The 24,983-nt window shown below is 42.6% G+C and carries 27 protein-coding genes, 7 tRNA genes, 1 other RNA gene and 1 pseudogene; 3 read left to right on the top strand and 33 right to left on the bottom strand.

Translation table 11 applies throughout. The features are described from left to right. Positions 1-53: 53 nt before the first annotated feature. From QI63_RS06350 to QI63_RS12950, 12 genes are all read right to left on the bottom strand, one after another. Entirely contained in the window at positions 54-563 is a 510-nt protein-coding gene (locus tag QI63_RS06350; RefSeq protein WP_044014844.1) for a hypothetical protein, read from the bottom strand. Positions 564-798: 235 nt separating this feature from the next. Further along, positions 799-1,590 (bottom strand): NADase-type glycan-binding domain-containing protein, encoded by a 792-nt coding sequence (locus tag QI63_RS06345; protein WP_044014842.1) that lies wholly within the window; start codon positions 1,588-1,590, stop codon positions 799-801. A 435-nt stretch (positions 1,591-2,025) separates the two neighbouring features. After that, on the bottom strand, positions 2,026-2,328 hold the full coding sequence (locus QI63_RS06340; RefSeq protein WP_044014840.1) for a hypothetical protein: 303 nt from the start codon (positions 2,326-2,328) through the stop codon (positions 2,026-2,028). 255 nt (positions 2,329-2,583) lie between these two features. After that, complete coding sequence (locus tag QI63_RS06335) at positions 2,584-2,952, bottom strand: hypothetical protein (RefSeq protein WP_044014838.1); 369 nt, start codon at positions 2,950-2,952, stop codon at positions 2,584-2,586. Positions 2,953-2,988: 36 nt separating this feature from the next. Beyond that, positions 2,989-3,384: a hypothetical protein gene (locus QI63_RS06330; RefSeq protein WP_044014835.1), complete on the bottom strand. Its 396-nt coding sequence runs from the start codon at positions 3,382-3,384 to the stop codon at positions 2,989-2,991. A 117-nt stretch (positions 3,385-3,501) separates the two neighbouring features. Continuing rightward, positions 3,502-3,951, bottom strand: a complete 450-nt coding sequence (locus QI63_RS06325; RefSeq protein WP_044014833.1) for a hypothetical protein — start codon at positions 3,949-3,951, stop codon at positions 3,502-3,504. A 1-nt stretch (position 3,952) separates the two neighbouring features. After that, positions 3,953-4,315 (bottom strand): hypothetical protein, encoded by a 363-nt coding sequence (locus QI63_RS06320; RefSeq protein ID WP_044014831.1) that lies wholly within the window; start codon positions 4,313-4,315, stop codon positions 3,953-3,955. A 174-nt stretch (positions 4,316-4,489) separates the two neighbouring features. After that, the gene (locus QI63_RS06315; protein ID WP_044014829.1) at positions 4,490-4,912 is read right to left on the bottom strand and encodes a hypothetical protein; all 423 of its coding nucleotides are present in this window, start codon (positions 4,910-4,912) and stop codon (positions 4,490-4,492) included. A gap of 2 nt (positions 4,913-4,914) precedes the next feature. After that, the gene (locus QI63_RS06310; protein WP_044014827.1) at positions 4,915-5,499 is read right to left on the bottom strand and encodes a hypothetical protein; all 585 of its coding nucleotides are present in this window, start codon (positions 5,497-5,499) and stop codon (positions 4,915-4,917) included. A gap of 214 nt (positions 5,500-5,713) precedes the next feature. Further along, a complete protein-coding gene (locus tag QI63_RS06305; protein ID WP_044014825.1) occupies positions 5,714-6,226 on the bottom strand; it encodes a DUF5104 domain-containing protein in 513 nt (170 codons plus the stop codon). Between the two features lie 9 nt (positions 6,227-6,235). Further along, a complete protein-coding gene (locus QI63_RS06300) occupies positions 6,236-6,526 on the bottom strand; it encodes a DUF4474 domain-containing protein (protein WP_044014823.1) in 291 nt (96 codons plus the stop codon). 77 nt (positions 6,527-6,603) lie between these two features. Next, positions 6,604-6,780 (bottom strand): hypothetical protein, encoded by a 177-nt coding sequence (locus tag QI63_RS12950; RefSeq protein ID WP_158506659.1) that lies wholly within the window; start codon positions 6,778-6,780, stop codon positions 6,604-6,606. A 204-nt stretch (positions 6,781-6,984) separates the two neighbouring features. Here QI63_RS12950 and QI63_RS06295 point away from each other — a divergent pair. Beyond that, positions 6,985-7,851 (top strand): annotated as a pseudogene (locus QI63_RS06295) (Rpn family recombination-promoting nuclease/putative transposase); the annotation flags it as partial. Between the two features lie 20 nt (positions 7,852-7,871). Here QI63_RS06295 and QI63_RS13435 read toward each other — a convergent pair. From QI63_RS13435 to QI63_RS06270, 6 genes are all read right to left on the bottom strand, one after another. Next, entirely contained in the window at positions 7,872-8,003 is a 132-nt protein-coding gene (locus tag QI63_RS13435; protein ID WP_255347276.1) for a hypothetical protein, read from the bottom strand. A gap of 256 nt (positions 8,004-8,259) precedes the next feature. Further along, positions 8,260-8,589, bottom strand: a complete 330-nt coding sequence (locus QI63_RS06290) for a hypothetical protein (protein ID WP_044014821.1) — start codon at positions 8,587-8,589, stop codon at positions 8,260-8,262. Then, positions 8,586-8,951 carry a hypothetical protein gene (locus QI63_RS06285; RefSeq protein WP_215904687.1) on the bottom strand — a complete coding sequence of 122 codons (366 nt, stop codon included), beginning with the start codon at positions 8,949-8,951 and terminating at the stop codon, positions 8,586-8,588. Before QI63_RS06285 ends, QI63_RS06290 begins: the two co-directional genes overlap by 4 nt. 174 nt (positions 8,952-9,125) lie before the next feature. After that, positions 9,126-12,617 (bottom strand): transcription-repair coupling factor, encoded by a 3,492-nt coding sequence (mfd, locus tag QI63_RS06280; protein ID WP_144389666.1) that lies wholly within the window; start codon positions 12,615-12,617, stop codon positions 9,126-9,128. A gap of 67 nt (positions 12,618-12,684) precedes the next feature. Continuing rightward, the gene (locus tag QI63_RS06275) at positions 12,685-13,338 is read right to left on the bottom strand and encodes a Crp/Fnr family transcriptional regulator (protein WP_044014815.1); all 654 of its coding nucleotides are present in this window, start codon (positions 13,336-13,338) and stop codon (positions 12,685-12,687) included. Beyond that, positions 13,331-14,341, bottom strand: a complete 1,011-nt coding sequence (locus tag QI63_RS06270; protein WP_044014813.1) for a cyclic nucleotide-binding domain-containing protein — start codon at positions 14,339-14,341, stop codon at positions 13,331-13,333. Before QI63_RS06270 ends, QI63_RS06275 begins: the two co-directional genes overlap by 8 nt. Before the next feature lie 124 nt (positions 14,342-14,465). Here QI63_RS06270 and QI63_RS06265 point away from each other — a divergent pair, with 124 nt between their 5' ends. Next, positions 14,466-15,326, top strand: a complete 861-nt coding sequence (locus QI63_RS06265; RefSeq protein ID WP_044017137.1) for a PHP domain-containing protein — start codon at positions 14,466-14,468, stop codon at positions 15,324-15,326. A gap of 110 nt (positions 15,327-15,436) precedes the next feature. Here the strand turns inward: QI63_RS06265 and grdB are convergent, their stop codons facing one another. The 15 genes from grdB to QI63_RS06195 all read right to left on the bottom strand — a co-directional run bounded on the left by grdB (position 15,437) and on the right by QI63_RS06195 (position 24,294). Further along, complete coding sequence (grdB, locus tag QI63_RS06255) at positions 15,437-16,726, bottom strand: glycine reductase complex selenoprotein B (protein WP_081984415.1); 1,290 nt, start codon at positions 16,724-16,726, stop codon at positions 15,437-15,439. A 10-nt stretch (positions 16,727-16,736) separates the two neighbouring features. Beyond that, entirely contained in the window at positions 16,737-18,026 is a 1,290-nt protein-coding gene (locus QI63_RS06250; protein WP_044014809.1) for a glycine/sarcosine/betaine reductase component B subunit, read from the bottom strand. A gap of 86 nt (positions 18,027-18,112) precedes the next feature. Then, entirely contained in the window at positions 18,113-18,574 is a 462-nt protein-coding gene (locus QI63_RS06245) for a threonine/serine exporter family protein (RefSeq protein ID WP_044014807.1), read from the bottom strand. Further along, a complete protein-coding gene (locus QI63_RS06240) occupies positions 18,574-19,380 on the bottom strand; it encodes a threonine/serine exporter family protein (protein WP_044014805.1) in 807 nt (268 codons plus the stop codon). Before QI63_RS06240 ends, QI63_RS06245 begins: the two co-directional genes overlap by 1 nt. 109 nt (positions 19,381-19,489) lie before the next feature. Further along, complete coding sequence (locus QI63_RS06235) at positions 19,490-19,990, bottom strand: Smr/MutS family protein (RefSeq protein WP_044014803.1); 501 nt, start codon at positions 19,988-19,990, stop codon at positions 19,490-19,492. A gap of 94 nt (positions 19,991-20,084) precedes the next feature. Beyond that, positions 20,085-21,998 (bottom strand): hypothetical protein, encoded by a 1,914-nt coding sequence (locus QI63_RS06230; protein WP_044014801.1) that lies wholly within the window; start codon positions 21,996-21,998, stop codon positions 20,085-20,087. A 7-nt stretch (positions 21,999-22,005) separates the two neighbouring features. Next, complete coding sequence (metK, locus tag QI63_RS06225) at positions 22,006-23,172, bottom strand: methionine adenosyltransferase (protein ID WP_044014799.1); 1,167 nt, start codon at positions 23,170-23,172, stop codon at positions 22,006-22,008. 172 nt (positions 23,173-23,344) lie between these two features. Next, positions 23,345-23,443, bottom strand: an RNA gene (gene ffs / locus QI63_RS12640) — signal recognition particle sRNA small type. Further along, positions 23,444-23,530 (bottom strand) — tRNA-Ser (locus QI63_RS06220). It abuts the RNA gene before it with no gap. A 93-nt stretch (positions 23,531-23,623) separates the two neighbouring features. Next, a tRNA-Ser gene (locus tag QI63_RS12925) sits at positions 23,624-23,708 on the bottom strand. A 7-nt stretch (positions 23,709-23,715) separates the two neighbouring features. Continuing rightward, positions 23,716-23,790 (bottom strand) — tRNA-Arg (locus QI63_RS06215). Positions 23,791-23,809: 19 nt separating this feature from the next. Continuing rightward, positions 23,810-23,884: transfer RNA gene (locus QI63_RS06210), tRNA-Arg, on the bottom strand. Between the two features lie 18 nt (positions 23,885-23,902). After that, positions 23,903-23,977 (bottom strand) — tRNA-Arg (locus QI63_RS06205). A 74-nt stretch (positions 23,978-24,051) separates the two neighbouring features. Further along, positions 24,052-24,138: transfer RNA gene (locus QI63_RS06200), tRNA-Ser, on the bottom strand. Positions 24,139-24,209: 71 nt separating this feature from the next. Beyond that, positions 24,210-24,294, bottom strand: a tRNA-Ser gene (locus tag QI63_RS06195). Between the two features lie 242 nt (positions 24,295-24,536). On the opposite strand from QI63_RS06195, the gene QI63_RS06190 reads away from it, so the two are divergent. Then, positions 24,537-24,947: a single-stranded DNA-binding protein gene (locus QI63_RS06190; protein WP_044014797.1), complete on the top strand. Its 411-nt coding sequence runs from the start codon at positions 24,537-24,539 to the stop codon at positions 24,945-24,947. Positions 24,948-24,983: the final 36 nt, after the last annotated feature.

Here is a 24,983-nt window from a genome sequence, read left to right as displayed (position 1 = left end):
GACTTCTTTTCTCATTTTGTTGTATCCTGATGCTTGTCCTAATAATGACATATTTATTTTAGAAACTTACGAAATATTCTAATACTATCGTTCATAATATTCCGTATAATATTTATTTCGCTTTCTCCCCATACAGGACTATATACCTCAGGAGAGTCTTTTTTCAAAGCAGGAGGATTCGTTCCGTAAAACAGTTTATTATATACGTCTAAGATTATACAATCCACACCATTATCATCACCTATAAATGGTTCTTTCAATGTATCTGCCATATCAGATGCAATGTTCAAAAAACGTAAAATAAGATTGCAATCTATGTCGTTCAGACATATTTTTTCTATAAATGTATCAATATCATACAATACAGCGGCATCTACTTGAATATCTAAATTATGAATTTTACAAAAACCTCTCATTTCAGCTTCACAATAAAATATAATTAATTTGCCATTTTCATCAATCAAAAACGCATCACGGTTATCAGAAAACCATAAACAATAATATGTTTGATTAGACATCTTAAATTCTACCAAACAATATTCAATTTCTGTATTATATTTCATTCAAAACCTCTATCTCTATATTTTTTAAGTTGATTAAACTCACCGCCTGGTTCACAGAGATTATAATTTCCATCTGAAGCTCATTGCATCGCTTCCATCCGTCCCGGTGTAGATCCTGATGATATTGCTAATTCCAAAATTCTTTGAGTTGCGCCATTTGCGTTAACTGTCAAAGTCCCCATTCAAAAGTGGTGATACATTTCTTTAAAAAATTTACTTAGCATAACTGTATACATTAATATTTTAGTATAATTGCATTTAAACACGTATCGGTATATTTTTCACCCTTATACACATCAATAATTGTTAATATAATATCTTCATTAAAGATTTTTTCAAAAATTATTGACTGAGGATTCGGTGTGTCTTTTAATTCATATCGTTGATGCAAATCTGAAGAAGTAAAATATAAGTCTATTGTTTTCAGCCTGCTATTCTGAGAAAATAGGTAGGATCTATTTTTTGATACAAATCCATTAAAAATAATTAATTCCTCAGCATTTATGCTAAATCGAACAGACTCACCCTCTCCGTATCCTTTCACACCTTCAACCCATGGTTTATTTAAATCAAGAGTTTTCAAATTTGATCCAGAGTATATAATATCTTTTTCATGTAGTTCCGAAGAAGCTTCAAAATAAGATGGGAAATATAAGAGTTCTGTATTAATTTTTGAAGCACCAAAAAAGATAGGTTCATTAGATTCTCCATACAAAACTAAGAACCTTTCAGATAATAACATCAATAATGATTTTGAATAATTTTCATTTTTTATCTTAAGCTGATAAAATTTACCATCAGTATTGATTGAATACTCAAATACATGATTCCATAAAAAATCATCTGAATTGTTATTTTCATCATCAGAAAATCTAATTTTATTGTTTTCGTAAAAAGTTATCATTTTAAAACTATTCATATCCTTATAGTAAGTCGGTTCAGCTATTTTCACCCCATTCATTGGTAATGTATAAGTCCTAAAACATATACATAACAAAAAAATTATCTTGAGAATTGTTTTTTCCATATAGTCTCCTTTTTATTTGTATGGAGGGAGTAATACCCCGACGCTCTGTGTCGGGGTGTTGATTAATTTTCAACTATTGGTGGAGCCTTAATTACTATTTTAATATTGTCTCCTTTCACCCAAACTTTTTCACCTTCTCCATACTTAAAACCAATATCTTTTAATATACTGGTAACCTCATTGAAATCAGCTAGATGAGAAATTTGACAGCCGGCACTATAGGGTCTTGTCCCATTTGCATATTCTGTTGTTGCCCCTTTTTTTCAAAAGGCACAGTTTTTCCTCTCTCAGTACCGCCACGGATGGCGGTGGTTCTAAATAATATCATATTTTGCTGTCAGCAAAACATGATATCAAATCTATACAAGGACATACAGATTTGATATGGCTTCCCACATACGGCATATTATAACAACTTAGACGCTCTTATTATATTCATAACCACCATGTCCAATCCAAGGCGCGGATCTTACCGCTTATAAACACACCTATAAAAAGAAAAATTATAAATAGCCAAAAACAAGCAGTATACATAATATATATTTTTCTATCTTCAGGATATGCGTGCCAATATACCATCGGCATAGTCCACCACCATTTCCATTTTATTCTTTTTTCTACCAATGCATCTGTCACTCCTCGACTCATTTTAAGATATAAAATCCACATCGCTATAAAAAATGCAGCTGATAGTACGAGAAAAAAAACACATACTATTTTAAGCAAAACTAAATACATATTACTTTATCTCCTTTAATAATTCTTCATTCTTTATATTATAAATTCGACTAGATGAATCTATTGTCTCTCTCGCCGCATCGTATGTTCCCTTAAAAGGTATAAGTCCTTTAGCAAAATTTTGTACACCTTCGCAAAAAAACGATTGTTCTTTTGCAGTAAGACCCCATGCACCTATACTTGTTTTACTCGGTGTTGCAATTTGTTTTAAAACTGATAGTGCACCTTTTTCAGCATCTTTTTCAAAAGCACTTACTACCGTAAATGCATCCCCCCAAGACTGACAACATATTTACCCATATTCCATGCTACTTCCTCTTTATTGTCTTTTAATGCTATGCTATAGTACAAATCTCCAAGTGATTTACCTGTCTCTATATCAGTAACTTTATAGCCACTTCCTCTCCGATTATGATTATATTCAACTTTTCCAAGCAATTTAGAACTATTGTCATACAATCCTAATGCATTACTAACTTGTCCTATAAAACTTTGATCGAATCCAGTTCGCTGAAATGCATATACTGCAGAGGAATTCCATTTCTTTCCTTGATAATTCACAAATGATAATCCATCTCTGCTAACAAGTTCTATTTCATCTCCATCCGGGTCAATATACTTCACCGGATTATTCCCCATAACAATTTGTAATCAAGCAATTTAACAACTATCACATGACTCAACAATTATTGCTCCATTATATAAACTTTGTACCCATTCGTATTCAAAAAATACTGTAGCATTAGTAAATGCTAATTGCTCTAATTCAAATAATATATCAATGAAATTATCATATTCAATTCCAATGATAAGTGTCTCAGTATTATAAAACAATTCAGTTTTATCTTGAATTTTAAGAATAATATCGACATAGGTTACTCTCTCATCTATGACTATTCCTAATTCACGTATATTAACCGTAAATACCTTCATCCGTAATTTTTTCAATAATGTCAATAAAGCATTGTGGAATTTATTACGATTTCCTTTTATGTATATTATCGGTGGCAGTTCACCATTTATATTTTCTTCAGTTTCATATTTGATAAAAAACATAGACGCCTCCCTTATTATCTAATCTATTGGAATACCCTCCCAATTAGGCTAGGGATTTTCTGGTGTTGCCGGAGGTCTATCTTCATATTCATATCTCCTATCATCCGCATTATCGGATCATCTTAAACCACTCTCTTTGCTATCCTTTTCTATGAACTCAATATCAGGCCTTTCTATTAGTTTAAACGGCAACGTTTCGGGGATGGTTTCATTTAACACATAAAAAGAATAAGTTAAAAGTTTCCTGCTTTCTCCTTTTTCAAAAAAAAGTATCATATAATAATAACTATTCCCAAATAACGATTCTTCTTTTGCATAGATATGAATAATATTATCAAAATCACCAAACAGATTACATTCATAAAATTCTATTTCAAGTTTTATTTCCTCTTGTTTCATAAAGTCATCAATACAAATTTCTTCTAACAGCATAGTCTTAACTCTATCTAAAATATGATACTTCTCATTAAATTCCTTTTCTGTTATTTTTTCCATAGCAACAAAATCAGCAAAAATGTATAACAAATTCACTAAAATGAATACGCTAATTAAAAGAACTTTTTTCATATCATTCACCTGCAAAATTCATTTCTTTGAGAATTTCTTTAACGACATTTTTTGCACTAATTTCACGCGGCCGCTCTTTATAAGGTAGTTTGTTTTCCTCAATTGCGCGTTTCTCCCATTTTTCTGCTCCTGCTTTCGAAGCATCAGAGCCATGAACTACTTCTTCTGCTATAACTTCAAGAAGATTTAGCCCATTCTTATCTATTCTATCAAGGTCAATATTTATTACAATAGCTTGAGCGGTATCTCCTTTATTCATCTTTCCATTAATCATAGAACCATTCCTATCAAGTTTTATTGTAGCAACATCTGCATCAAGGGAAGTCGTTTGTGTTTCTGTATTGCCGGCGTACTTACCTTGCATCGCTGTAATTACTGTTAGTAACTTATCCCGTGAGCATTTGTCGAGGCTAAAAGATTGTTCATATGTTTTTTAAATGTTGGGCTATTAAAAAATAACTTTAGCACAGCATAGTTTACACGATTATTTTTAATAGGCATTAATTCCCGCCCATCCGGATCCACATACTTCTATGTTTTAACTGTAACTATAGACTTCACAATACTTATATATCTTTCTAAACAAGAAAAAAGTTAAAACTATTGTAACTAAACATAATAAAATCCATAATAAGGATAATGGAAAACATAACAGCTGTATCATATTTAAAATAAAAAATTTTCGCTTTATCGCTTTCGTTTGTATTGAATCCTCTTTTGCATATTCTTCTTTTAAGCACCATCTTATCATAAATCTGGTTCTATCCCATGAAGATGATATGAGTCCGCCATTGGAGACTGCATTTTTTGGAAAAAATACATCTTCTCTTGTAGCATCTTCATAGAATAAAGAAGTAAGCCCTGTGCGATTAAAAGATATATGAATAAAAACGGCAAGAAACATCATCACCATAAGGGCGAGTCCCGGAAATATAAACATCATAATTACAATTGTAGTCATTTTCATCTCATAAAATCATTCTTATTTATTAATTCATATACTTTTTCCATAGACAGGTTATAATACGTAATCATTAGATCTCCATTATCAAGAAACTTAGTTTCTTTTAAATCAAAAAGTAAATACTTAATTGCAGTGTTATCATAATTACGATTTATATAAAATATCTTTTTTCCTTTGAATATATCTAACACATAAACATCCTCTTCTCCTACAAGTGCATAGCTTCCGGTAATATCTACTGCCATCACAAAATTAACCGGATTAGATATTATTCCGTCATTCACTGACACAAAAATAGAATAAATACCCGGGTTGCCTGTATGAATTTTAATTTCTAAAATTCTATTCTTAAACCATTTAATAGCATCTTTTCTAAGTTTATAACGCAATTTAAGTGAAAAAATCATAAGCTCATGTTGACTTTTCTTATCCCATACAAACCCTTTGGTTACCCCCCCTTGTTCTGTAAATTTAAAATATGAACTTCCATCATCAGAATAATATTTAGTATTCGAAAGAAGTTCTTGAGATGATAGTTTTACAAAAATATGGAAGACTAATATAATAATAGCATATTTTTTCATGGCCAAACTCTCATCCCATACGAAGGGTCTGCTGGATTGTATTTAATAAATGTTGTCTTTCCAATTAATCGCTTCAAAAACCGCACTTGTATTACACGCGCGGCAAAAAAGATTTCTGCTTCAATCGCTGTCCGGGGGTGAGAATAATTAAGCTGTGAATAAAAGCAAAATGTTGTTTTCATACTTTTAGCAATAGGTTTATATTGTTTTTATTTTACTTAATAGATTCAACATAGACTCCATATGGAAGTGTACTAAGATCAAAATCATCAAAATCAATTTCATCGGCCTTCCTTTCTTCTAATAAAAATAAACCGCGTATTCCCACATTTTCCTTATGCTTATAGTCTTTTCTGACATCAACAAACATTAATCGTAATTCTCCAATATCCGTAGCAATTAATATAGAAACATTCCACTGAACGATACCTTCTCCATCCTTGTATAAAGCCGATTCATACACCATTGCATCAATAACCTCATACGTTTGAATTTGAAATCTCTCAAATAAATGATCAACATCTTCATCATAGTGAGAGGAAAAGTGTTCTATGTGAGGAATAAAGTGCTTTTTAAAACTAATTTTATCTTTGTTTTTTATTGCCAGTAAAAGCGCTTCTGTTCTTTTCTTCTCTATGTGCTTCATATCTTGAAAAATCAGAGGCCATCCCCACCCCTCAGTAAATAATATCATTCCATATACAACAACATAAAATAGTTTTTTCATATCAACTCCTTAGAAATTAAGTTTTGCAGAACAATTATTATCATTAAATGTCCACCTTAAATCTTTTTTATCCCATTCTGCTTTGAAATCTTGATACATTTGCTTATTGTTACCAAAATTAACGGTAAACTGGGCTTTTAAGTCGCTTGCCTTTACCCCTTGTACCCTCGGATTAAAGCTGGTCGCCCACCAATGTATCCCCTTAAAACTGCCAACTTCTTTTCCATTTAAGGTTAAACTTGCTTGCATATCCATTGCTAAAGATTTATCAACCTTAAAATATCCTGCTAGTCCCGCCAATCCTGCTTTTGAAAAAGTTAAGCGTTTGGTCCTATAAATATATAAATAAATATTATTATCAATGCAATCTTTTTCATTTATTGTAACTCCTTGATGCTGTTTAAGTTCACCCGCACCGGATCAGGGGATTCCGGTAAGCTCAATGTCCCGTTGATCATATCCGTAAAGTGATCCGTATACGATTCGATCCGCTTCCCTTCCTCTGCTACTTCATACAGCCGGCTAATTGTTATCGCGACTTTTTCTTCCACCATCCCTTCATACTTTTCATCGTTAAAGTATACCTGTATCGTCTTCCCAGCTTTCTTATTATCCTAGCATATCACTGTGCTGCTGTCAAAATCAAAACTATGCTTTATTCGTAGGGAGACGGATACACCTGTTGTTCTTCGGCTGCGCTCTATTTGCACTATGTACTTTTTTCTGCTATACTGGAAACTATGTAAGAGCAAAAACAAACGGCAAACAGGAATTATAAAGATTCGGTTTTTGTAGACCTGTTTGGTGAAGATAAAAACGCAAAAGAAAATTTTCTCTCATTATATAATGCTCTACACGGCACTCATCTGGGCAATTCAGTACCGTTAGAATCACTCCGCCTTGAACAAGTTATCTATATGTCTTTCTATAATGATGTATCATATCTCATTGATAACAAAATGATTGTATTGGCTGAACATCAGTCAACCATCAATCCTAATATGCCAATACGATGCCTCGAATATGTCGTACGATTATATGAACGGCTATTAGATGCTCAAGAACGATAGGCACGCTCGCTCGTAAAAATTCCAACGCCGGAATTTTATGTTTTTTATAATGGAGTCGAAGACTATCCGAATGAAACCGAATTAAAACTTTCCGATTCTTTTATGACAAAACCGGAGCATATTCCGTTAGAATTAAAAGTAAAAGTACTGAATATCAATAAAAATAAAAAACATACGATACTGCAAAACTGTAAGTCGTTAGCGGAATACAGTATGTTCGTGGAAACGGTACAACGAAATATTGAACAAGATAAAGAACACGGTTTTGAAAATGCAATAAAAGAATGTATACAAAACGGTATTCTCAAAGAATACCTGCAACGAAAAGCCAAGGAGGTCATAAATATGTTAATAGCAGAATACGATTATGCTACCGATATCGCCGTACAGCGCGCTGAAGAGCGGAAAATAGCTTATACCGAAGGCAGATCTCTTGGTATCGCCGAAGGTAAGCGCGAAACAGCGCGGAACTTACTTTCTATGGGCTTATCTATCGACACTATTGCACACGCAACCGGTTTGACCATACAGGAAATCGAGAAAATCCATTTATAATTTTCCCATTCGATGGACTGTCAACCGATCTCACTTCCAATCTTTTTGCCGCTGCTGTTTTCTTTAAGCGGTGTTTTTCTGCTCTCAGTACCGACACGGACGTCGGTGGTTCTAAGCAGAAGCACGTTTTGCTGAGCAAAACGTGCTATCAAACCTGTACAAGGATATACAGGTTTGATAACCGCTCCAAAAACCGCACTTGCATTATACGCGCGGCGAAAAGGATTTCTGCTTCAATCGCTGTACGGGATACTCCCTTCCCTATTTCTGTTTATTCCTCACATACGGCCGTAACTCGTTCTGTGAGAAAGCGAGCATTTTTAGACATTTCATTGTATGCTTTCTTGTTCCTAATTCTTTTCAAAATCTATCAAACACCGTCTTACAGTATCCTTTTTCTCTATCTTTTTAAGAGTTTTTAGAGTCATGTATAATCACTATTAAACTTAGCACAAGAATTTGTCTTACTTTCTTCATATTTAAACCGAATTCAAATTCTGAACCATTAATATTTAAAGTATAATTTTCATCATATTTTCCAAGCATTTGAAGAACAGAATGTATTTGTGATATGGATATATCACTATCATTTACAGGAATATATAATTTATCTGAATGTCCGGGTAAAATACGTAAATACACAATAAATATAATAGCAATATTAAGCAAAACATAAATTGCAATAAATAAAGCCGTGTATTTTTTCCCCTTTAAATTTCTCATGTTTTCCTCAATCATATTAGCTCCCCATAGCCAGAAAGTGCATTCATAATACTAAAAGCAAAATCATTTATTTTATTTTTCTCATCATTAGACGATGCGAGTACTAAACTTACAAGATTAGAATATTGATATATAGCTACCGCCATATCACGTGCATTGGTCTTGCCTAAAGTACCATCAATCCTTAGGGTAACCTCAGTTTCAGTTGAAGCTTTCCCATCCGGATCCACATATTTAACCGGATTATTGGCTTGAAGCTCGCTATCGCTTCGCTGCCCAATGCCTGCGTAGAGGCACACGCTCGTGCAGGGCAGTACCGCAGCTGCAACTACGGCAGCCGTCAAAACTAAAAGCCATTTATTTCGATTCAGCATCATATACTCTAAAAGCATACCACACCATAATACCGCTGTCAAAATAAATTACCCATTCTCAATGATTATTTAATACGACAACACACTTTCCGCAAACGAGTTAAATATACCTTCATAACAAATTGTATACCACCGGCACTACCGATACGGTATAGCGTAGTTTAGCTTATTCACATCTCAGCTTAGCTGATTGAGTTTTTCGCTGATAAATTCGCTCTTTTCTTTTAAGCCGATGGAGCCGGTTTCGAGCATGATGACATTCGGCTGCTTTGCATCGAGTTTAACCCGCCCTGCCGACTCTTTTATCATGCGGAGCAATTTATCGATGGAAATCTTTGAGACCTTCGCAAAGGTAATGCGCACGGTTCCGTTCCGCTCTTTAAGCGAGGCGATTGCGAGTTTTGCACAGATAATTTTGATTTCGGCAAGGGCAAGCAGGCTTTCCGCTTCTTCCGGAACGGGGCCGAACCGGTCGGACAGTTCCGCGTAGAGCCTATCCAGTTCTTCCGCAGTGCGGACGGCGGCGATTTTTTTGTATATTTCCATCTTTGTTTCCGGCACGCGGATATAGCTGTCGGGGATAAAGCCCGTGTACTCAAGCTCTATGACCGGTTCTGTCTCAGGCTCGTAACCGGCGTTTTGCAGCCGCTCCACCGCCTCTTCCAGCAGGCGAAGGTAAAGGTCAAAGCCGACGGAATAAATGTCGCCTGACTGCTCTTTTCCCAACAAGTTTCCTGCGCCGCGGATTTCCATATCCTTCATCGCAATTTTAAAGCCGGAGCCGAGTTCCGTAAAATCGGAGATAACCTGCAGCCGCTTCATCGCAACCTCCGACAACGCCTTGTTTTCGGGATAGAGGAGGTACGCATAGGCCTTTCTGTCGGAACGTCCGACGCGGCCGCGCAGTTGGTACAGTTGTGAAACGCCGTACATATCGGCACGGTCGATGATGATGGTATTCGCATTGGGGATGTCGATACCATTTTCGATGATAGTAGTAGCAATGAGGACATGAAAACCGCCCATGTTGAAGCGGCGGAAAATATCTTCAAGTTCGGTTGCGCTCATCTGCCCGTGGGCAATGTCGATAAGCACTTCGGGGATGAGCTGCTGAATCTTATACCGTGTTTCTTCGAGGCTTTCTACGCGGTTATGCAGATAGAACACCTGCCCGCCGCGGTCAACTTCAAAACGGATCGCCTGCGCAATTTTTTCAGGGTCAAACGGAGAAATAACGGTTTCTACCGGACGGCGGTTTTGCGGCGGCGTGGTTAAAAGGCTCATGTCGCGGATTTTTAGCAGGCTGATATGCAGGGTACGCGGGATGGGTGTCGCACTCAAACAAAGGCAGTCGATATTCGTCTTCATCTGTTTGAGCCGTTCCTTGTCTTTAACCCCGAACCGCTGTTCCTCGTCAACAATCATCAGGCCTAAATCTTTAAACTGCACGTCTTTCTGGATAACGCGGTGTGTGCCGATAACGATATCAAGCTCGCCGTTTTTCAGCTGAGTCAGCACTTTTTTCTGTTCAGCCTTTGAAACGAAACGAGACAGCCGTGCAAGTTTTACCGGAAATTTTTGAAAGCGTTCTTGAAAGGTATCAAAGTGCTGCTCCGCGAGAATGGTGGTCGGAGCTAAAAAGGCAGCCTGCTTTCCGCTCATCACCGCCTTAAATGCCGCCCGCATCGCAATTTCCGTCTTACCGTAACCGACGTCGCCGCAGATGAGCCGATCCATCGGTATCGGTTTTTCCATATCGGCCTTTACATCGGCAATACAGGTGAGCTGATCTTCCGTTTCCTCATACGGGAAGGCGGCTTCAAAAGCGGTTTGCCATTCGTTGTCTTTCGCAAAGGCAAAACCGGCGGCGGCTTTACGGCGGGAATACAGGTCGATGAGCTTATCGGCAATATCTTCAACCGACTTTTTGACCTTGTTTTTCCGGTTTTCCCACGCCTTAGACCCGATGATATCCAGCCGCGGCGCTTCGCCTTCATTGCCGATATATCGCTGCACGAGGTTCGCCTGCTCGATCGGGATAAACACCGTTTCATCCTGCGCGTACAGCAGGTTGATATAGTCGCGCTCATGCCCCAGCGTTTTAACGCGCTCAATCCCCTTAAACTGCCCGATACCGTAGTTGACGTGGACAACATAGTCGCCGGGATTGAGTTCCACAAATGTATCGATAACGGAGCTTTTAACCTGCTTAACCGATTTCGGGATACGCCGCCGCCTGCCGAAAATCTCATTTTCTTGAATAACGAGTATTTTAAGCTCGGGGATACCGAAGCCGGAAGAAAGTGTGAGCGGCAGCACGGTGGCTTTAATATCCTTGAGCAATTCACCGATACGGAGCGCCTGCGCATCGCTTTCCGCAAACACAAAAATACGCCAGCCTTCCTGCTGCAAATGCGTTAATTCTTCTTTTAGATACACGATATTGCCGAAGAAACTGCGCGGCGGGTCGCAGTTAAACACAATCGACGCTCCGGTTTCATCCGATTCTTTCAGCGTTCGGAGGAAAAGGCTCTGCGGATAGCTTTCGGTCAACTCCGCAAAGGGCAGCAAAAGGCGCTGCGGCATGGGATATTCGGTAATCAAAAGATTATGCTTGATGTCGTCATCGATTGCGCGGGTGATTTTATTATATAAGCCGTGGTATTCCCGCTCCAGAGCTTCCACCGCGTTCCGCTGCCGGTCGTAGTCCATATACAGAAGAACCGCAGGTTTCGCAGCGCCGCCATGCAAATACTCAAGATAATCAAGGACGCTTGCAGGTTTTTCAAAACAGAGCGGATAAAAAAGCTCTTCACCGTCAAAGGCACGGTGTTCTTTTAAGTGCGCAATCAGCTTTTCCGTACCTTCGGCGGTAAATTCGGGCATATTATGCACATTCCGTTCGAACGCGGCGATCCGCTCATCATCCCAGATAACTTCTTTCATCGGATAGAGCGTCAGGCTGTCAAATTCTTCAACCGAGGCCTGCGTGTGCATATCGAAGGACTTTATCTTTTCGATAGTAGTAAAGTCGAATTGGATACGGTAGGCGGTATGCTGCGAGCCTTTGTTAGCAGCGGCGCAGACATCGAGTACCTCGCCTCGAAGCGCAAACTCGCCCCGGACACTTACCCGCGGCACCCGCGTATAGCCCCATTGCACCAACAGCGAGGCTATTTTCTCCGTATCGATTTCCTTACCTTTATAGAGAGTACAGGTGAGTGTTTTAAGGTAGTCGGGCGGCGGAACCGGCGTTAAAAATGCCCGTTGGGTCATAACCGTTACCGTGTTTGCTGCCTCTCGGGAGACCGCCGCACCGGATACGGGCGCCCCTGTACAGAGTTCCGCTAATATTTGAGCGCGTTCCGCAAAAACCGGTGCAGAATTTTGTACCGGCCGGTATGCCATATTGCCCCACCACGGCAAAACCTGAGCCTGTAGCCCTGCAATATCGAGGTCTGCGCGCAGTTCTTCTATTTCTTTTTCCGTCGGTACAACGATACAGAGATGAGCGTTAAAATGCCGGACATATTCGGCAAGAAAAAAAGCGAATATACCGCCTGAAAGGCCGTGTATATGATACGGGAAACGCCCTTCCCTCAAAGAGGAAAAAGCGTCTTGCATGGTTTTCCATGAGCGGATACTGTCTTGTAATGTATGTTCTTTCATCACCAATAATTCGTGCAGAGGGTTGCATACCCGCCGTTCCTCGGCAGTGTACGCCGGGATTGTTGATTTAGCCGAAGAAATTGTCTTTTGTACGGCGGGTCGTTACGAAACGGGCAAGGTCAACAATATTTTTTACGATAATGCGGTCGCCGTATACCTCTAACCGCCCCTGATCGGCGAATTTCCGCAACGCATCGCCGGTTGCCTCCGCCGAAAGACCTGCCCATCGGGCAACTTCTTCGGGCGTAATGATAAAGGTGCGCATCTGGGTAGAACGGTCAAGATCGGGCTGGGTTTCATCAAGCATCAAGAATACGTCGCCGATACGGGCAACATTATCTTGTATCGTCAAAATCATAAACCGCCGCTTTTGCACGTAAATACGCTTTACAAAGGTCTTTAACAGACGCATTGCAATAGCGGGATTGCCGGTTAAAAGAATTTCAAAGTTTTCTTTATTAAACTCGAGCGCAACAACATCGTCATACGCGATTGCAGAAGCGGAACGGGGAGAATTATCCAAAACGGCCATCTCGCCGAAGATTTCCCCCTGTTGTAAAATATCAAGATTTTTTTCTGCTCCGTTGATAATCTTAATCAGCTGAACACGTCCCGATTGAATTAAATAAAAAGATGCCCCGGGTTCAAATTCGGAAAAAATAACCGATCCTTTGGGGAATTTTTTTGCAAAACGGGCAAACGAGGCAAATAAATCAGGCATGAATAGCTCCTTCGCATGTAGCCTGCAATTCTTTAATCTTAGGCACCAGCAGCGGACCTGCCATCGTTAAAGCTTTATCATAGAACGGCAACGCCTTATCGGGGCGATCCATACCTTGATAACAGAGACCGAGGAACATCAGAATTTCTGCAAGTTTTAAAGATTTAGGGAATTGAGTGATAAAACCGGTACCCAATTGAATACACCGGACATATTCCGCTTGTTTATATAAACAGCGGGCTGCCCCTAAATAGGATGCTTCAACATTTGCACCTTGTTTTAACTCGATAATCGTATGGTACTGCTTATACGCATCGGCCCACTTTTGCTGCTTTGCCAAATCTTCAGCAAGCTGGAACGTCAATTCTATGGAGGCATCATTGTTCTGTTCAGGCTGAGCAGCAGCAGCACCGCCGCCGCCGGGCACGGCATTAACACTACCTGCTTGCCGCGCTTCCCCGAAGCTGCGTCCTGCCATCTGTGTCGAATTTGCAATAATCGGCCCGATAGCAGCCAAATGCTTACCGGACGGATAAAGCGCCCGATAGCGCGCTGCTACTTGGGCAGCCGCCTGATAATGCTGTGACTTATAAAAAGCCGTTGCAACCGTGAATAAACCGTCTTCGTTATTTGTCTGCTGTTTACTATCCATCAACGATTCAAGCTGATGATGAATATTTCTCAGTTGTCTGGAAAAAACTTTCAACATTTGAAGAATAATACGCGTATTGGTTTGAGCAAAACTCTCAAATTCGGCAACCGAGAAAGTATATACGAGCGAATCGGTTAAAACCATTGCGCTTTCTTCCCGCGGATAATTCCCAAGTGCGGACTTCACCCCAAAAAACTCACCGGTTTTAATATATTCCGTTACCTGCGCGCCGGTTTCAATATCAAGCGAATTAAGTGCAATATGTCCGCTATGCAGCAAAAATACTCGAGCATCAAAATCGCCTGAAAAATAAATTACTGAATTTGCGCTGTATTGAACAGCCTTTGGCATTTTGTCCTCCGTACCACACGCAGTTCTCAACTCTAATTAACGGTAAGAACTATCTGTAAGGATTATATCATACCTTGCGGAAAAAACCTAGTGCATTATACATCTTTTTGCTATAATGATTGCTATGGTAGATTTGCATACTCACTCCACTGCTTCCGACGGCACTTTTTCGCCGGCGGAACTGGCAGCGGAAGCCCATAAAGCCGGTCTTTCGTTGTTTGCCCTTACCGACCACGACACGGTAGCAGGGGTTGCGGAGGCTCAGCAGGCAGGAGAGACTCTCGGCATCCGTGTTTTACCGGGAATAGAAATCAGCGTTGAATGGCAACCGGGGGAGCTGCATCTACTCGGGCTTGGAATCGATATTGAAAATAAAACTCTGTGCAGTCTTATGCAGTATGCTCAGGCAAAGCGGCTGGAACGGAACCGTAAGATAATAGAAAAATTCAATGAGGCGGGAATTGTAATCGATGAAGAAAAGCTTGCCCAACTCGCCGGTGGAGCGGTAATCGGACGGCCTCATTTTGCAAAGTATCTTGTACAGGAAAAAAAGGCAAAATCCATTCAAGACGCCTTTCTTAAATACCTAGCCAAAGGACGGCCGTTTTATATTGAAAAGGAATGTTTACCGCTTGCGGAAGCGATAGAAGCTATTAAAGCCGCTCGCGGAGTTCCCGTTTTGGCTCATCCGATGTCGCTCTATCTTTCGTGGGGAAAACTGCCCGAAACGATTGCTCAATTCAAGGAGCAAGGCTTAGTAGGCCTTGAAGCATGGCATTCGGGAGCACGTTATGGGGAATGCGTCCGGCTGCAAGCATTAGCGGAAGAACTCGGATTGATTGTTACCGCCGGCAGCGACTTCCACGGTAAGAACCGTAAAGATGTGTATTTAGGCAGAACCGCAGCCCACCTTCCGATTGAAGACCGTTTTTTTACCGATAACCTGCTCCCCGCGCTTGCTGCAGTAAATGAAAGCTACCGGTAACAGCATTACATTATAAAAACGCCCTCTAAGACGATGTGTTTTAGAGGGCGTTCACACAAGAACAGCTTGTTTTGACTATCAGCTAACGGCCGGAACCGTTAGCCGGTCGTTTAGAAAACAGTTTGTTCCGTGATGGGTGTTTGTAAGGCTTTTAAGGCTTTTTCGACAAGCGCGCGGCGTAATTCTTTTTCGTCCTTTGCGTTCATCGTCGGGTTTCCGAGCGGGTGAGGAATTGCTACCGCCGGTACAATTCTGTTCGCTCCTACTGTTTTTGAAATCGGGACTACGGTCGCAATATGCACAACCGGTAAAACTTTTTCAATTTCTTTGACCATCGTTGCACCGCAACGAGTACAGGTGCCTCACGTGGAGGTAAGAATAACCGCCTGCACTCCGGCGTTTACAAGCTTTCCGGCAATTTCGGAAGCGAAACGCTTTGCATTCGCAACGCTGGTGCCGTTACCGACCGTCGTGTAATACAGCTCGTGCAGCTTTCCGATTTTATGTTCGCGTTCCATATCGCGCAGTACATCGACCGGCAAAACGCGGTTGGGGTTGGCATTACAATAGGTGGGGTCGTAACCGCCGTGCGCCGTTTCGCTGTTTTCGGAGGTCAGCTCTGCAAGCCCCGCAATGGAGTATTCCCCATAATGAGAAGCGGAAGAGGCTTCGATGTGATCGGGGTTTCCTTTCGGCACCACACCGCCTGAAGTAACCAATGCGATAACCGCTTTGGAAATATCGGTGATAGGCGCATGCGGCGGTACGCGGTCGAACACCGGCATCGGATATTCAGTAACGAATGCTTCGCCCTTGAGTTTCTGCACGAGCATATCGACGGCGCGTTTTGCACCGCGTTCTTTTGCAAAGTAGTTTTGGCGGATACCGCGCGGCAGTAAACCGTCGACTGCAAGGTCAATTGCTTCGCCGTTTAATACTTTTTTTGCAACAGCGGCAATTGCAGGTACCGCATGGCGCATATCGGCAGCGGAGTTCTTGGTCTTTACCGTATACATAAAGGCTTTGAACACGTCGTAACCGGGGTTTTCTTCGTACAAACCGGAGACAGCAGGAATGCCGAGGGCAGCAGCAGCTTTTGCAGCGCCGCCGCATGCCATACCGTAACGGCCGGCGTTAAAACCGGGGCCGGCAATCAGCAAATCCGCTTCGTTTTTCTTTAAAACATCTTGGATAAATGCCATACACTCGTCGGTGTGGTCGTTAAAATAGTTATCACCGCAGATAATCGTCTTAACGATTTTTCCTCCGTCGCCGAGTGCAGCCTGAATCCCCATACCGGGGCCGGCATTTCCGTCGATTACTTCAATTTTGTAATCGGCAACATCTTCGCCGCCCTTTCCGGCAAAGAATTGGTTGATATAATGTACAATCTTTTTCATTGTTTACCTCTTATAATCCGCATGCGGATAAATTCCAGAAGCCCAGCTCGTTGGTTGCGCCGGTAATAACCTGTAATTCCGCTTCGATACTGCCGTCCTCGTGTAAACTGCCTTCCCATGCCCCTGCAATAACGTTGGCCTGTTGGGGATCGCCGATAACCAAGTCCATCTTAGGCAGTTTGATAACCTGATTGGCATTCCCGTTCGACACCACGGCATCCGCAGAAGGATGAGCATCCGCAAGCGACTGGCTCGCGCCGTCCTGCCCCGCGTATTCGTCGGTCAGCAATACGGTTTTAATGCCCTTTGCGGCAATCTTGCGGCAGTTCATCATCAAGTCGGCATCGGGGTTACCGAAACCTTCTTCGGAGATAATCACCGCATCAAGGCCGAGCTGTTCCGCAAGCCGTGCGGTTAAAGAAGAGGAGCGCTCTTTATCGGCAAGCGTTACGTTCTCGTTGGTTACGATGACGCCGATAAAGTTGTAATCCTTTCCGTGCCGCTTATACAGTTCGTGGATAACAGGGCTGTTCTGATGTACATACGTGGGGTTTTTATCGCAGGCGGAAACGCAGTTACCGCTCACGACTGCGCCGTCCATTGCCTCAGTGGGATACATAATGGTCGGAACAATCTGCTTAACGTCGATACCATAGTAGTAGGTGTCATGCAGCAATCCCTGACTCTGGAGCGCATAGACATAGCCAACCTTCGGCAGATTGGGATATTGCTTAGCTTGTTCAATCGGGTTTAAGGTTTCGTACACTTCGGTTTCTGCCGGAGCAACGGACTTTGCGGCATTACCCAAATAGCGGGCAGCTTTAAGCCCCATCAAGCGCAGCGATTTTTCTTTAACCGCACGGGTAGTATCATCTTTCACGGTACCTTTTACCACAAGGTTAACCGTGCGTGAAAACGGCGTATAGTCGGCGCCGGGGCCGCTCATATCGATAATTCCTTCTTGGAACCCGACAACGGTACCGGTTGTTACAACCGCTGCACCGCGAAGCACGGCAGTTTTGCCCGATCCGACCGTGTCTTCCTCACCGGTAAAGAATCCGGGAAAACAAACACCGCTGCCTTCGATTTTACAGCGGGGTTCAATAACATCTTTAACGGAAATAATACGGGTTTTATCACCCGGTTTGGTAATTGTCAGTGAAACATCAGTGATAAGCGGATCCTCTTTAATAAGCGAAATCAGTTCATCTTTGTTTATTTCAAGACAAGTTCCCTTGATAGCAGTTTTACCGGAAAACCTCATCTCATGAATAGGGATAATTCCCAGTTCAAGCTTCATATCGACCTCCTATACTTTTTTGCAAGGGGCGGACTATCCCCTAAGTATACAGGGATATTTTATTGCAATTAACCTAGGCTGTCAATTTAGTCTATTCTGTATTTTTTTCTTTTATAGTCCGTATGGGCTTGTCTAGTCATGCGGACAATTGAGGTGGCAAGAATGATACCGACTGCTATCGCAACTGCCATAAAGCATGAATGGACACCTTCGGCAATTCCCTTATCAAGCTCTCCCCGTACAAAGAAAAGCATCGACCGATACACGCGGAAACCGGGAACTAACGGAATAACACCGATAACGATAAAAGAAGTTGCAGGGGTTTTTTGGATTACGGCAAAGACTTCGGCAAGAAGACCGACTATAATGGCAGACAAGAGATTGGCAAAAATATAGCTGACCTGAGGAACATCGAGTACTAACAAAATTGTCCATCCGATTGCACCGTTTGCTGCGGCAAGCAGTAATGTACGCTTTTGAACATTGAACAAGACACCGAAGCCGAGACAGCTGACAAAGGAGAGTATCGTATGGGCATAGATCGGCATCACAGTCCCCCTAAGATTGAATAGAGCATGAGGATACTGCCGACACCGAAAGCAATGGCAATGGCAACCAGAACCGCCTCTCCGATACGCGCAATACCGGAGATAAGGTCTCCCGAAATAAAGTCTCTAATACCTGCAGTGAATGCAACACCGGGAACAAGGGCGAGTGCGGCACCGACGATGATATTATCGAGATTATCGACTAATTTAATTTCGAAAGATATTATAGAAATAATCCCTACGAACATACTTGCGACAAAGTTGCCGGTAAAGACGGTACGGGAACGAGCCATTATTTTATCGCTGATAAAAACGGCAATATATGAGGCAAAAAACGCCGCAACAAAGTCTCCGAATTTTCCGCCTACTAATACCGCAAAAAGACCGCATCCGATACCGGTCGCAAAGAGAACAAACCGGTATGGATAACCTTTGTATTGATCTATTTTGCGTAAGCAATCCATTGCTTCGGATATATCAATACGGCCTTCCACAAAATTACGGGAAAAATCACTCACTAATGTAATTTTAGCAATATTGTTGCTCCGCTTTTTTATATTTTTTGTATAGAGTACGTTTTCGCCGTCACCGTTTGCAATAAACAGCACGGTGGGCGTAACAAACGGAGTAATATCGTGGATGCCTCCCGCTTCGCTTATCCGCACAATCGTTTCCTCGGCGCGGTACATCTCTGCTCCGTTCCGAATAAGAAGCTCTCCGGCATAGAGCGCAATCTGCATTACTAAAGCATGCCGAGCGAGGGTATTATCCTTTTCCCTAGCTACAATATCCGACTGGGTATCCATAATAATTGCTGATTGTAATTCTTTTTAACTATTATGGCAATAAGTTTAGTCAAGGTAAATGCATCAGGTCTTTTTTGATATTCCCGCAGAATATTTGCAAAAGAGACGGTTATTTCAATATCACCCAAGTCGAGCCCGTCCCTCCGTCGCGTCCTTTGGGATGGCCTGTTTCGCCTGCATGGGTATTTGTTTCTAAGAATTTTTGTACAAACCGCGCCAATACAGGCCCGTTTTGAGAATGATTCCCTTTACCGTGAATGATGAGTATTTTTTGATACTCTCTCCTCACGGAATCTTCAAAAAAAGTAACCAACGCGCCATAGGCTTCTTCAAGCGTCATGCCATGCAAGTCGATTTCTGCCTGCGGACGCATTGTCCGCTGCCGCCGCTTTTCGGCTAGATTATCAAAAAAGGAAATATTTTCGGAATTATCCGCATCTTTATCATAAACACCGTAACGCCGCACCCAATAATCCATCGGATTGAGCGTTTGGGTATTTTCAACGGCATACGCTGCTGCCGGATTTTTTGCATCTTTACGCATTCGCTTCTTTCCATAAGGCTGTTGAGTTTGAGTTTCCCATTGATTCAGTATCGCTTCAAAATTCATAATTTTCCCTCTCACGGAAATAAAGATAAAAATAAACAATGAAATACAAAAAACGTTTCAATAATTTTTCAATAATATTGAAATTTATCGATTTTTATAAAGTTTCCATGTTTGCCAAATAAATTCTTCCGCCTTTTATCCCCCATGCCGTATATAAAAAAGACTCCATGTGCGCAGCAGCCCGCATAAAACCAGCCGCCTTGGTCTTGCGGATGTATCTGCAAAGCGCCGGTTCAACCGCACTCATTAAACGGAACCATGCAATCTGTGTAAAATACTGCTGAAGAAAACTGCTGCTTTGTTGAAGGAGATACGCCATAAATTCATTTTGCATCAAGTAATCGTCATCCGTGTCATACTGCAGCGACGGATATATTTCAAAATAACGGCGCAAAAACAACACTGCGCGCGGATTTGTCTTCCGAAAAGCCTCCGTTACCGTATCACGGAAGCTTTCTTCCGTAAAATAAATACCGTGCAGGCATTCGTGGGTAATAAACCGGTAACGGAGATCCCGCTCAGATTGACGGCTTATAGATACGATTGCGCCCGCCCCCGCCTCAATGCCGGCTTCAGTACGAATAATAATGCCGTTACGGAAAAGGATTTTCCGTAAATGTAATTCCGCTTTGTTAAGTGGGAAAGATTCCGCTTCAGCCTTCTGAAAGAATGCCGCAAGCATTTCGGCTCTATAGTCATGGGCATTAAAGCCATGAAGAGAAGCAAGCTCTTCATCAAAAAGGAGCTTTCCCGTAAAGCCTTTTTTTTCCGCAAAGAACGAAAGCCGTTTAAGATGGGCATCCTGCACTGAATAGTCGGCAAAATCAAAGATCAACACCGAAGGAAACTGTTCCCATGAAAACAGCTCGTAAGAGGGCTGCCGCCATTGTTCTTGCGGCCAATCCGGAATAAGCCCCGGATCGGCAGTAATCGGAGTCATCAGGGAGGGGGTAGAATATTCGATCGTAACACCACAGACCATGGCTGCCATATCTGCCTGCCCACCCGTATCAGAAAGCGTATCCGTATTGGATAACCGTTCCGCGCCAGTTTGTTCAATAGTAAAAAAAGCATCGGGAAAAAGGCAGCCGTCAAGCGTAAGGCGATATACATTCGGTGCGCGATATACGGATATGCTTTTATCCCCGCATTGGAACGAAAGGCGCGGCTGTTTTTGCCCTGCCGTCAGATTAACCGGTTGGGTCTTATCAAAATGAATACCGATAGAGTCCCTACCGCCTTTTCCGGCATACCGTGCCTGTATGACAGCCGACGGCTTCGGTAACTCTGTGCGTAATGGTACGGTTGCTTCGGTACATAATTCCGGCGGGATAACATCTCCATCGGCGGTTGTACCGTACCACAGCGCAGCTCCATCTTTTAACCAGCCGTACCGAACGGGTACGACAGCGGCGCTTTTCAGCTTTAGCGCCGATTGTGCCGAAACCATAAAGCCCCTAATATGAGCTGTCCCTACCGCTATGCCTGCAAAGCCGATACTAACGGTAAAAGTTCCCCGCGGCAGCAGCTGCGCTGTAACGGGATGCTGCGGACGGAAGTTTTCTTTTAACTTACCGAAAGCGGAAAAATCGTTTGCATAAAGCAGCCCTACGGCAAATTGGGCAGCATCAGTTTGAATAGCGTTTGGGTTGATAGGTGCTGTGCGGCTCGATTGACCGGTGAACTCTAACGGTTCAAACTCCAGCTCGAGGGCATATAAGCCGGAATCGGTTAAACCGAACATCGTAGGGCTTTTTTCAAAAGCGAAGTACATGGCATCGGATTTTTCCGGATCATCTATCGTACCCGTTTGGGCATTTGTATTTAAAGCCTTGAGCGGCACGCACCGGCTCTGCATACCGGAAGCAGATGCAGCTAATAGATAAACCGCAGTATCATCCCTGTCTGCCGGCAATGCAAGCGATACCGACGACGCGGGATCGGCACAAGAGGTACATAACCAAGAGGTAAAAACTAAAACAAGAACGCCACGCAGCAGGATATGCATGTTGCTGCTATTTTATAGCTGCTTTTAGAGCGTCAATCTTATCGGTTTTTTCCCAACTGAATTCGGGGCGACCGAAGTGTCCGTAGGCAGCGGTCGCTTGGTAAATAGGTTTACGTAAATCCAATGTCTTGATAATACCGGCAGGGCTGAGGTCGAATACCTGCTGAACGGCTTTTTCGATTGCATCTTCCGGAACCTTTGCGGTACCGAAGGAATCTACCCGAATCGAAACGGGAAACGGTACACCGATAGCATAGGCAAGCTGCAACTCGCACCGTTCGGCAAATCCTGCTGCAACGATATTCTTTGCAACATAGCGTGCCATATATGCGGCTGAACGGTCTACCTTGGTCGGGTCTTTACCGGAAAAAGCGCCGCCGCCGTGCCTCCCCATACCGCCGTAGGTATCCACGATGATCTTCCGCCCCGTTAAACCGGTGTCGCCGAATGGCCCCCCGATAACAAAGCGGCCGGTAGGGTTAATAAAGAATTTTGTCTTTGAATCCAGTAAACCGGTCGGTTCAAGGACGGGTTTAACAATCTTTTCGATAATCGCTTCTTTTAACGAACCATACGAAATTTTGGGGTCGTGCTGATGGGAGATAACGACCGTATCGATACGCACGGGTTTATCGCCTTCGTATTCCACCGTTACCTGACTTTTTGCATCGGGGCGTAGCCAATCAATCTCTTTTGACTTACGCAGTTGTGAAGCTTTGCGTAAAAGTTTGTGTGCATACATGATTGGGGCAGGCATCAATTCCGGCGTTTCTTTACACGCATAGCCGAACATCATCCCCTGATCCCCTGCACCCATTTGGTTCTGATACTCACTAAGTCCGGTACCGTTTACCCCTTGCGCAATGTCAGGCGATTGAGCGTGAATCATGCTTAAAACAGCCATGGAGTTGCAGTCAAGTCCAAATGCGGAATCGGTATAGCCGATTTCCCGTGCGATATTGCGGGCTGTTTGCTGTATATCAACAAAAGTATTGGTGGTAATCTCTCCGCCGATAAGGATTAACGCAGTTGAAGCAAAGGTTTCGCACGCAACATGGCTTCCGGGATCATCACGTAAGCAAGCGTCCAAAACAGCATCAGAAATTTGATCACACAGTTTATCGGGATGGCCTTCTCCGACCGATTCCGAGGTAAATAATTTATGTTCGTTCATTATTACTCCTATCATTAAAAGTGTTACGAAGCAGCCGCTATCATACCGCTATCAGTCTAAATGTACAAGTTGCTTGTTAACCGATACGATCACCATTCCGATGCAATGGCTATTCTATAGAATAAATTGGAGAGATACGGTCAACTGAAAAAGAAAATTTACAGAGGATATAAAAAACCGGGAGCACTACGGCACAAGAAGAATTAATCTACCGCTGCTTCCTTCCGGATCTGACGGGGTTTGAAAAACCTTCTTTGCATAGGTCCCGGTACGGAGAGAGAGGGATTCGAACCCTCGGTACCCTTCCGGGCACACACGACTTCCAATCGTGTACCTTCGACCACTCGGACATCTCTCCAAAGTGTTGAAAGCACCTGAAAGTATTGAAATTTTCAAGGTGTTTCGTAAAACGCATAAAGAAGATACTTGAACGCGCGGCTCCGTTAAAAAACGGAGAGAGGGGGATTCGAACCCCCGGTACCTTGCGGTACAACGGTTTTCGAGACCGCCCGATTCGACCGCTCTCGCATCTCTCCAGTAGCATGAGACTAGGCGGGCTCGAACCGCCGACCTTCAGATCCGCAATCTGACGCTCTAATCCAACTGAGCTATAATCTCAAAAATAAAAAATAACCGATGAGACTAGGCGGGCTCGAACCGCCGACCTTCAGATCCGCAATCTGACGCTCTAATCCAACTGAGCTATAATCTCAAACACAAAAACAACCGATGAGACTAGGCGGGCTCGAACCGCCGACCTTCAGATCCGCAATCTGACGCTCTGATCCAACTGAGCTATAATCTCAAATATCCCCGATATGCTTTGTCCATTACTGCATTCTTGCCGTCTAATGTACAATAATATCCGGTTTTATCTTACGGAGCAGGGGGGATTCGAACCCCCGGTACCCGGATGGGTACAACTCCTTAGCAGGGAGCCCGATTCGGCCACTCTCGCACCGCTCCAAAGTTATTGCCTGTCTAAGTTATCGGTTTTATATATGCACGTATAAAGGAACGTGCCGCCTTTTATTTTACGGAGCAGGGGGGATTCGAACCCCCGGTACCTCGCAGCACAACGGTTTTCAAGACCGCCGCCTTAAACCACTCGGCCACCGCTCCATAAGCGGTTTGTATATTAGCCTAGAATAATGGCGAATGTCAAGACTATCGCTCAAACCGTATCGATTTTTCTCTTAATAGTGCATATAAAAAAATTTGTAATTTTTTTATTTTTTTTGCAAAAATACCGTAAATTTCCAGCCATTTTTAAATGAATGCTTTATATAACAGGTACTACAAGATCAAAAGAGACCGGAACCGCAGCGAGCGGCAACTCGGTACTCTTATTTTAGGAGGCTATTATGCACAATTTGAATTCGTTGATCATTGAGGGAAATGTAGTTCGCGATCCCGTTGTAAGAGCGACACCTAAAGGAACACCGCTCTGTATGTTTTCCATTGCTTCGAACCGTTTTTTTAAGCAGGAAGATCAAACAACGCAGGAAACTTCATTCTTTGATGTCGAAACATGGTCACGCTTAGCGGAACTCTGCGGAGAAAATTGCACAAAAGGCCGCGGCGTCCGGGTTGTAGGACGTTTAAAGCAAGACCGCTGGGTAGGTACCGACGGCAAACACTACAGCAAGATTAAAGTAGTGGCCGAACATATCGAGTTTAAGCCCTTGTTCAAAAACGGGAAACAGCCTGCCGATGCGTTAGACGATATGCGTGAGGAGACCGTCCCGGAAAAAGAGGCCGTACCTGCCTTTTAAGAAAAATGCCGGTGGTTCCGAGTATGGAAACACCGG

The sequence above is a fragment of the Treponema sp. OMZ 838 genome (assembly GCF_000775995.1).
Taxonomy (GTDB): domain Bacteria; phylum Spirochaetota; class Spirochaetia; order Treponematales; family Treponemataceae; genus Treponema.
Note: the sequence above shows the minus strand (reverse complement) of the source record. Positions and strands in the feature narration are given on the sequence as shown.

Bases quoted from the DNA above. Each gene is read 5' to 3' on its own strand.
- QI63_RS06350 (WP_044014844.1), bottom strand. From the start codon at position 563: ATGAAATATAATACAGAAATTGAATATTGTTTGGTAGAATTTAAGATG.
- QI63_RS06345 (WP_044014842.1), bottom strand. From the start codon at position 1,590: ATGGAAAAAACAATTCTCAAGATAATTTTTTTGTTATGTATATGTTTT.
- QI63_RS06340 (WP_044014840.1), bottom strand. From the start codon at position 2,328: ATGTATTTAGTTTTGCTTAAAATAGTATGTGTTTTTTTTCTCGTACTA.
- QI63_RS06330 (WP_044014835.1), bottom strand. From the start codon at position 3,384: ATGTTTTTTATCAAATATGAAACTGAAGAAAATATAAATGGTGAACTG.
- QI63_RS06325 (WP_044014833.1), bottom strand. From the start codon at position 3,951: ATGAAAAAAGTTCTTTTAATTAGCGTATTCATTTTAGTGAATTTGTTA.
- QI63_RS06320 (WP_044014831.1), bottom strand. From the start codon at position 4,315: ATGCAAGGTAAGTACGCCGGCAATACAGAAACACAAACGACTTCCCTT.
- QI63_RS06315 (WP_044014829.1), bottom strand. From the start codon at position 4,912: ATGACTACAATTGTAATTATGATGTTTATATTTCCGGGACTCGCCCTT.
- QI63_RS06310 (WP_044014827.1), bottom strand. From the start codon at position 5,499: ATGAAAAAATATGCTATTATTATATTAGTCTTCCATATTTTTGTAAAA.
- QI63_RS06305 (WP_044014825.1), bottom strand. From the start codon at position 6,226: ATGAAAAAACTATTTTATGTTGTTGTATATGGAATGATATTATTTACT.
- QI63_RS12950 (WP_158506659.1), bottom strand. From the start codon at position 6,780: ATGGTGGAAGAAAAAGTCGCGATAACAATTAGCCGGCTGTATGAAGTA.
- QI63_RS06290 (WP_044014821.1), bottom strand. From the start codon at position 8,589: ATGATTGAGGAAAACATGAGAAATTTAAAGGGGAAAAAATACACGGCT.
- QI63_RS06285 (WP_215904687.1), bottom strand. From the start codon at position 8,951: ATGATGCTGAATCGAAATAAATGGCTTTTAGTTTTGACGGCTGCCGTA.
- mfd (WP_144389666.1), bottom strand. From the start codon at position 12,617: ATGAAAGAACATACATTACAAGACAGTATCCGCTCATGGAAAACCATG.
- QI63_RS06275 (WP_044014815.1), bottom strand. From the start codon at position 13,338: ATGCCTGATTTATTTGCCTCGTTTGCCCGTTTTGCAAAAAAATTCCCC.
- QI63_RS06270 (WP_044014813.1), bottom strand. From the start codon at position 14,341: ATGCCAAAGGCTGTTCAATACAGCGCAAATTCAGTAATTTATTTTTCA.
- QI63_RS06265 (WP_044017137.1), top strand. From the start codon at position 14,466: ATGGTAGATTTGCATACTCACTCCACTGCTTCCGACGGCACTTTTTCG.
- QI63_RS06250 (WP_044014809.1), bottom strand. From the start codon at position 18,026: ATGAAGCTTGAACTGGGAATTATCCCTATTCATGAGATGAGGTTTTCC.
- QI63_RS06245 (WP_044014807.1), bottom strand. From the start codon at position 18,574: ATGCCGATCTATGCCCATACGATACTCTCCTTTGTCAGCTGTCTCGGC.
- QI63_RS06240 (WP_044014805.1), bottom strand. From the start codon at position 19,380: ATGGATACCCAGTCGGATATTGTAGCTAGGGAAAAGGATAATACCCTC.
- QI63_RS06235 (WP_044014803.1), bottom strand. From the start codon at position 19,990: ATGAATTTTGAAGCGATACTGAATCAATGGGAAACTCAAACTCAACAG.
- QI63_RS06230 (WP_044014801.1), bottom strand. From the start codon at position 21,998: ATGCATATCCTGCTGCGTGGCGTTCTTGTTTTAGTTTTTACCTCTTGG.
- metK (WP_044014799.1), bottom strand. From the start codon at position 23,172: ATGAACGAACATAAATTATTTACCTCGGAATCGGTCGGAGAAGGCCAT.
- QI63_RS06190 (WP_044014797.1), top strand. From the start codon at position 24,537: ATGCACAATTTGAATTCGTTGATCATTGAGGGAAATGTAGTTCGCGAT.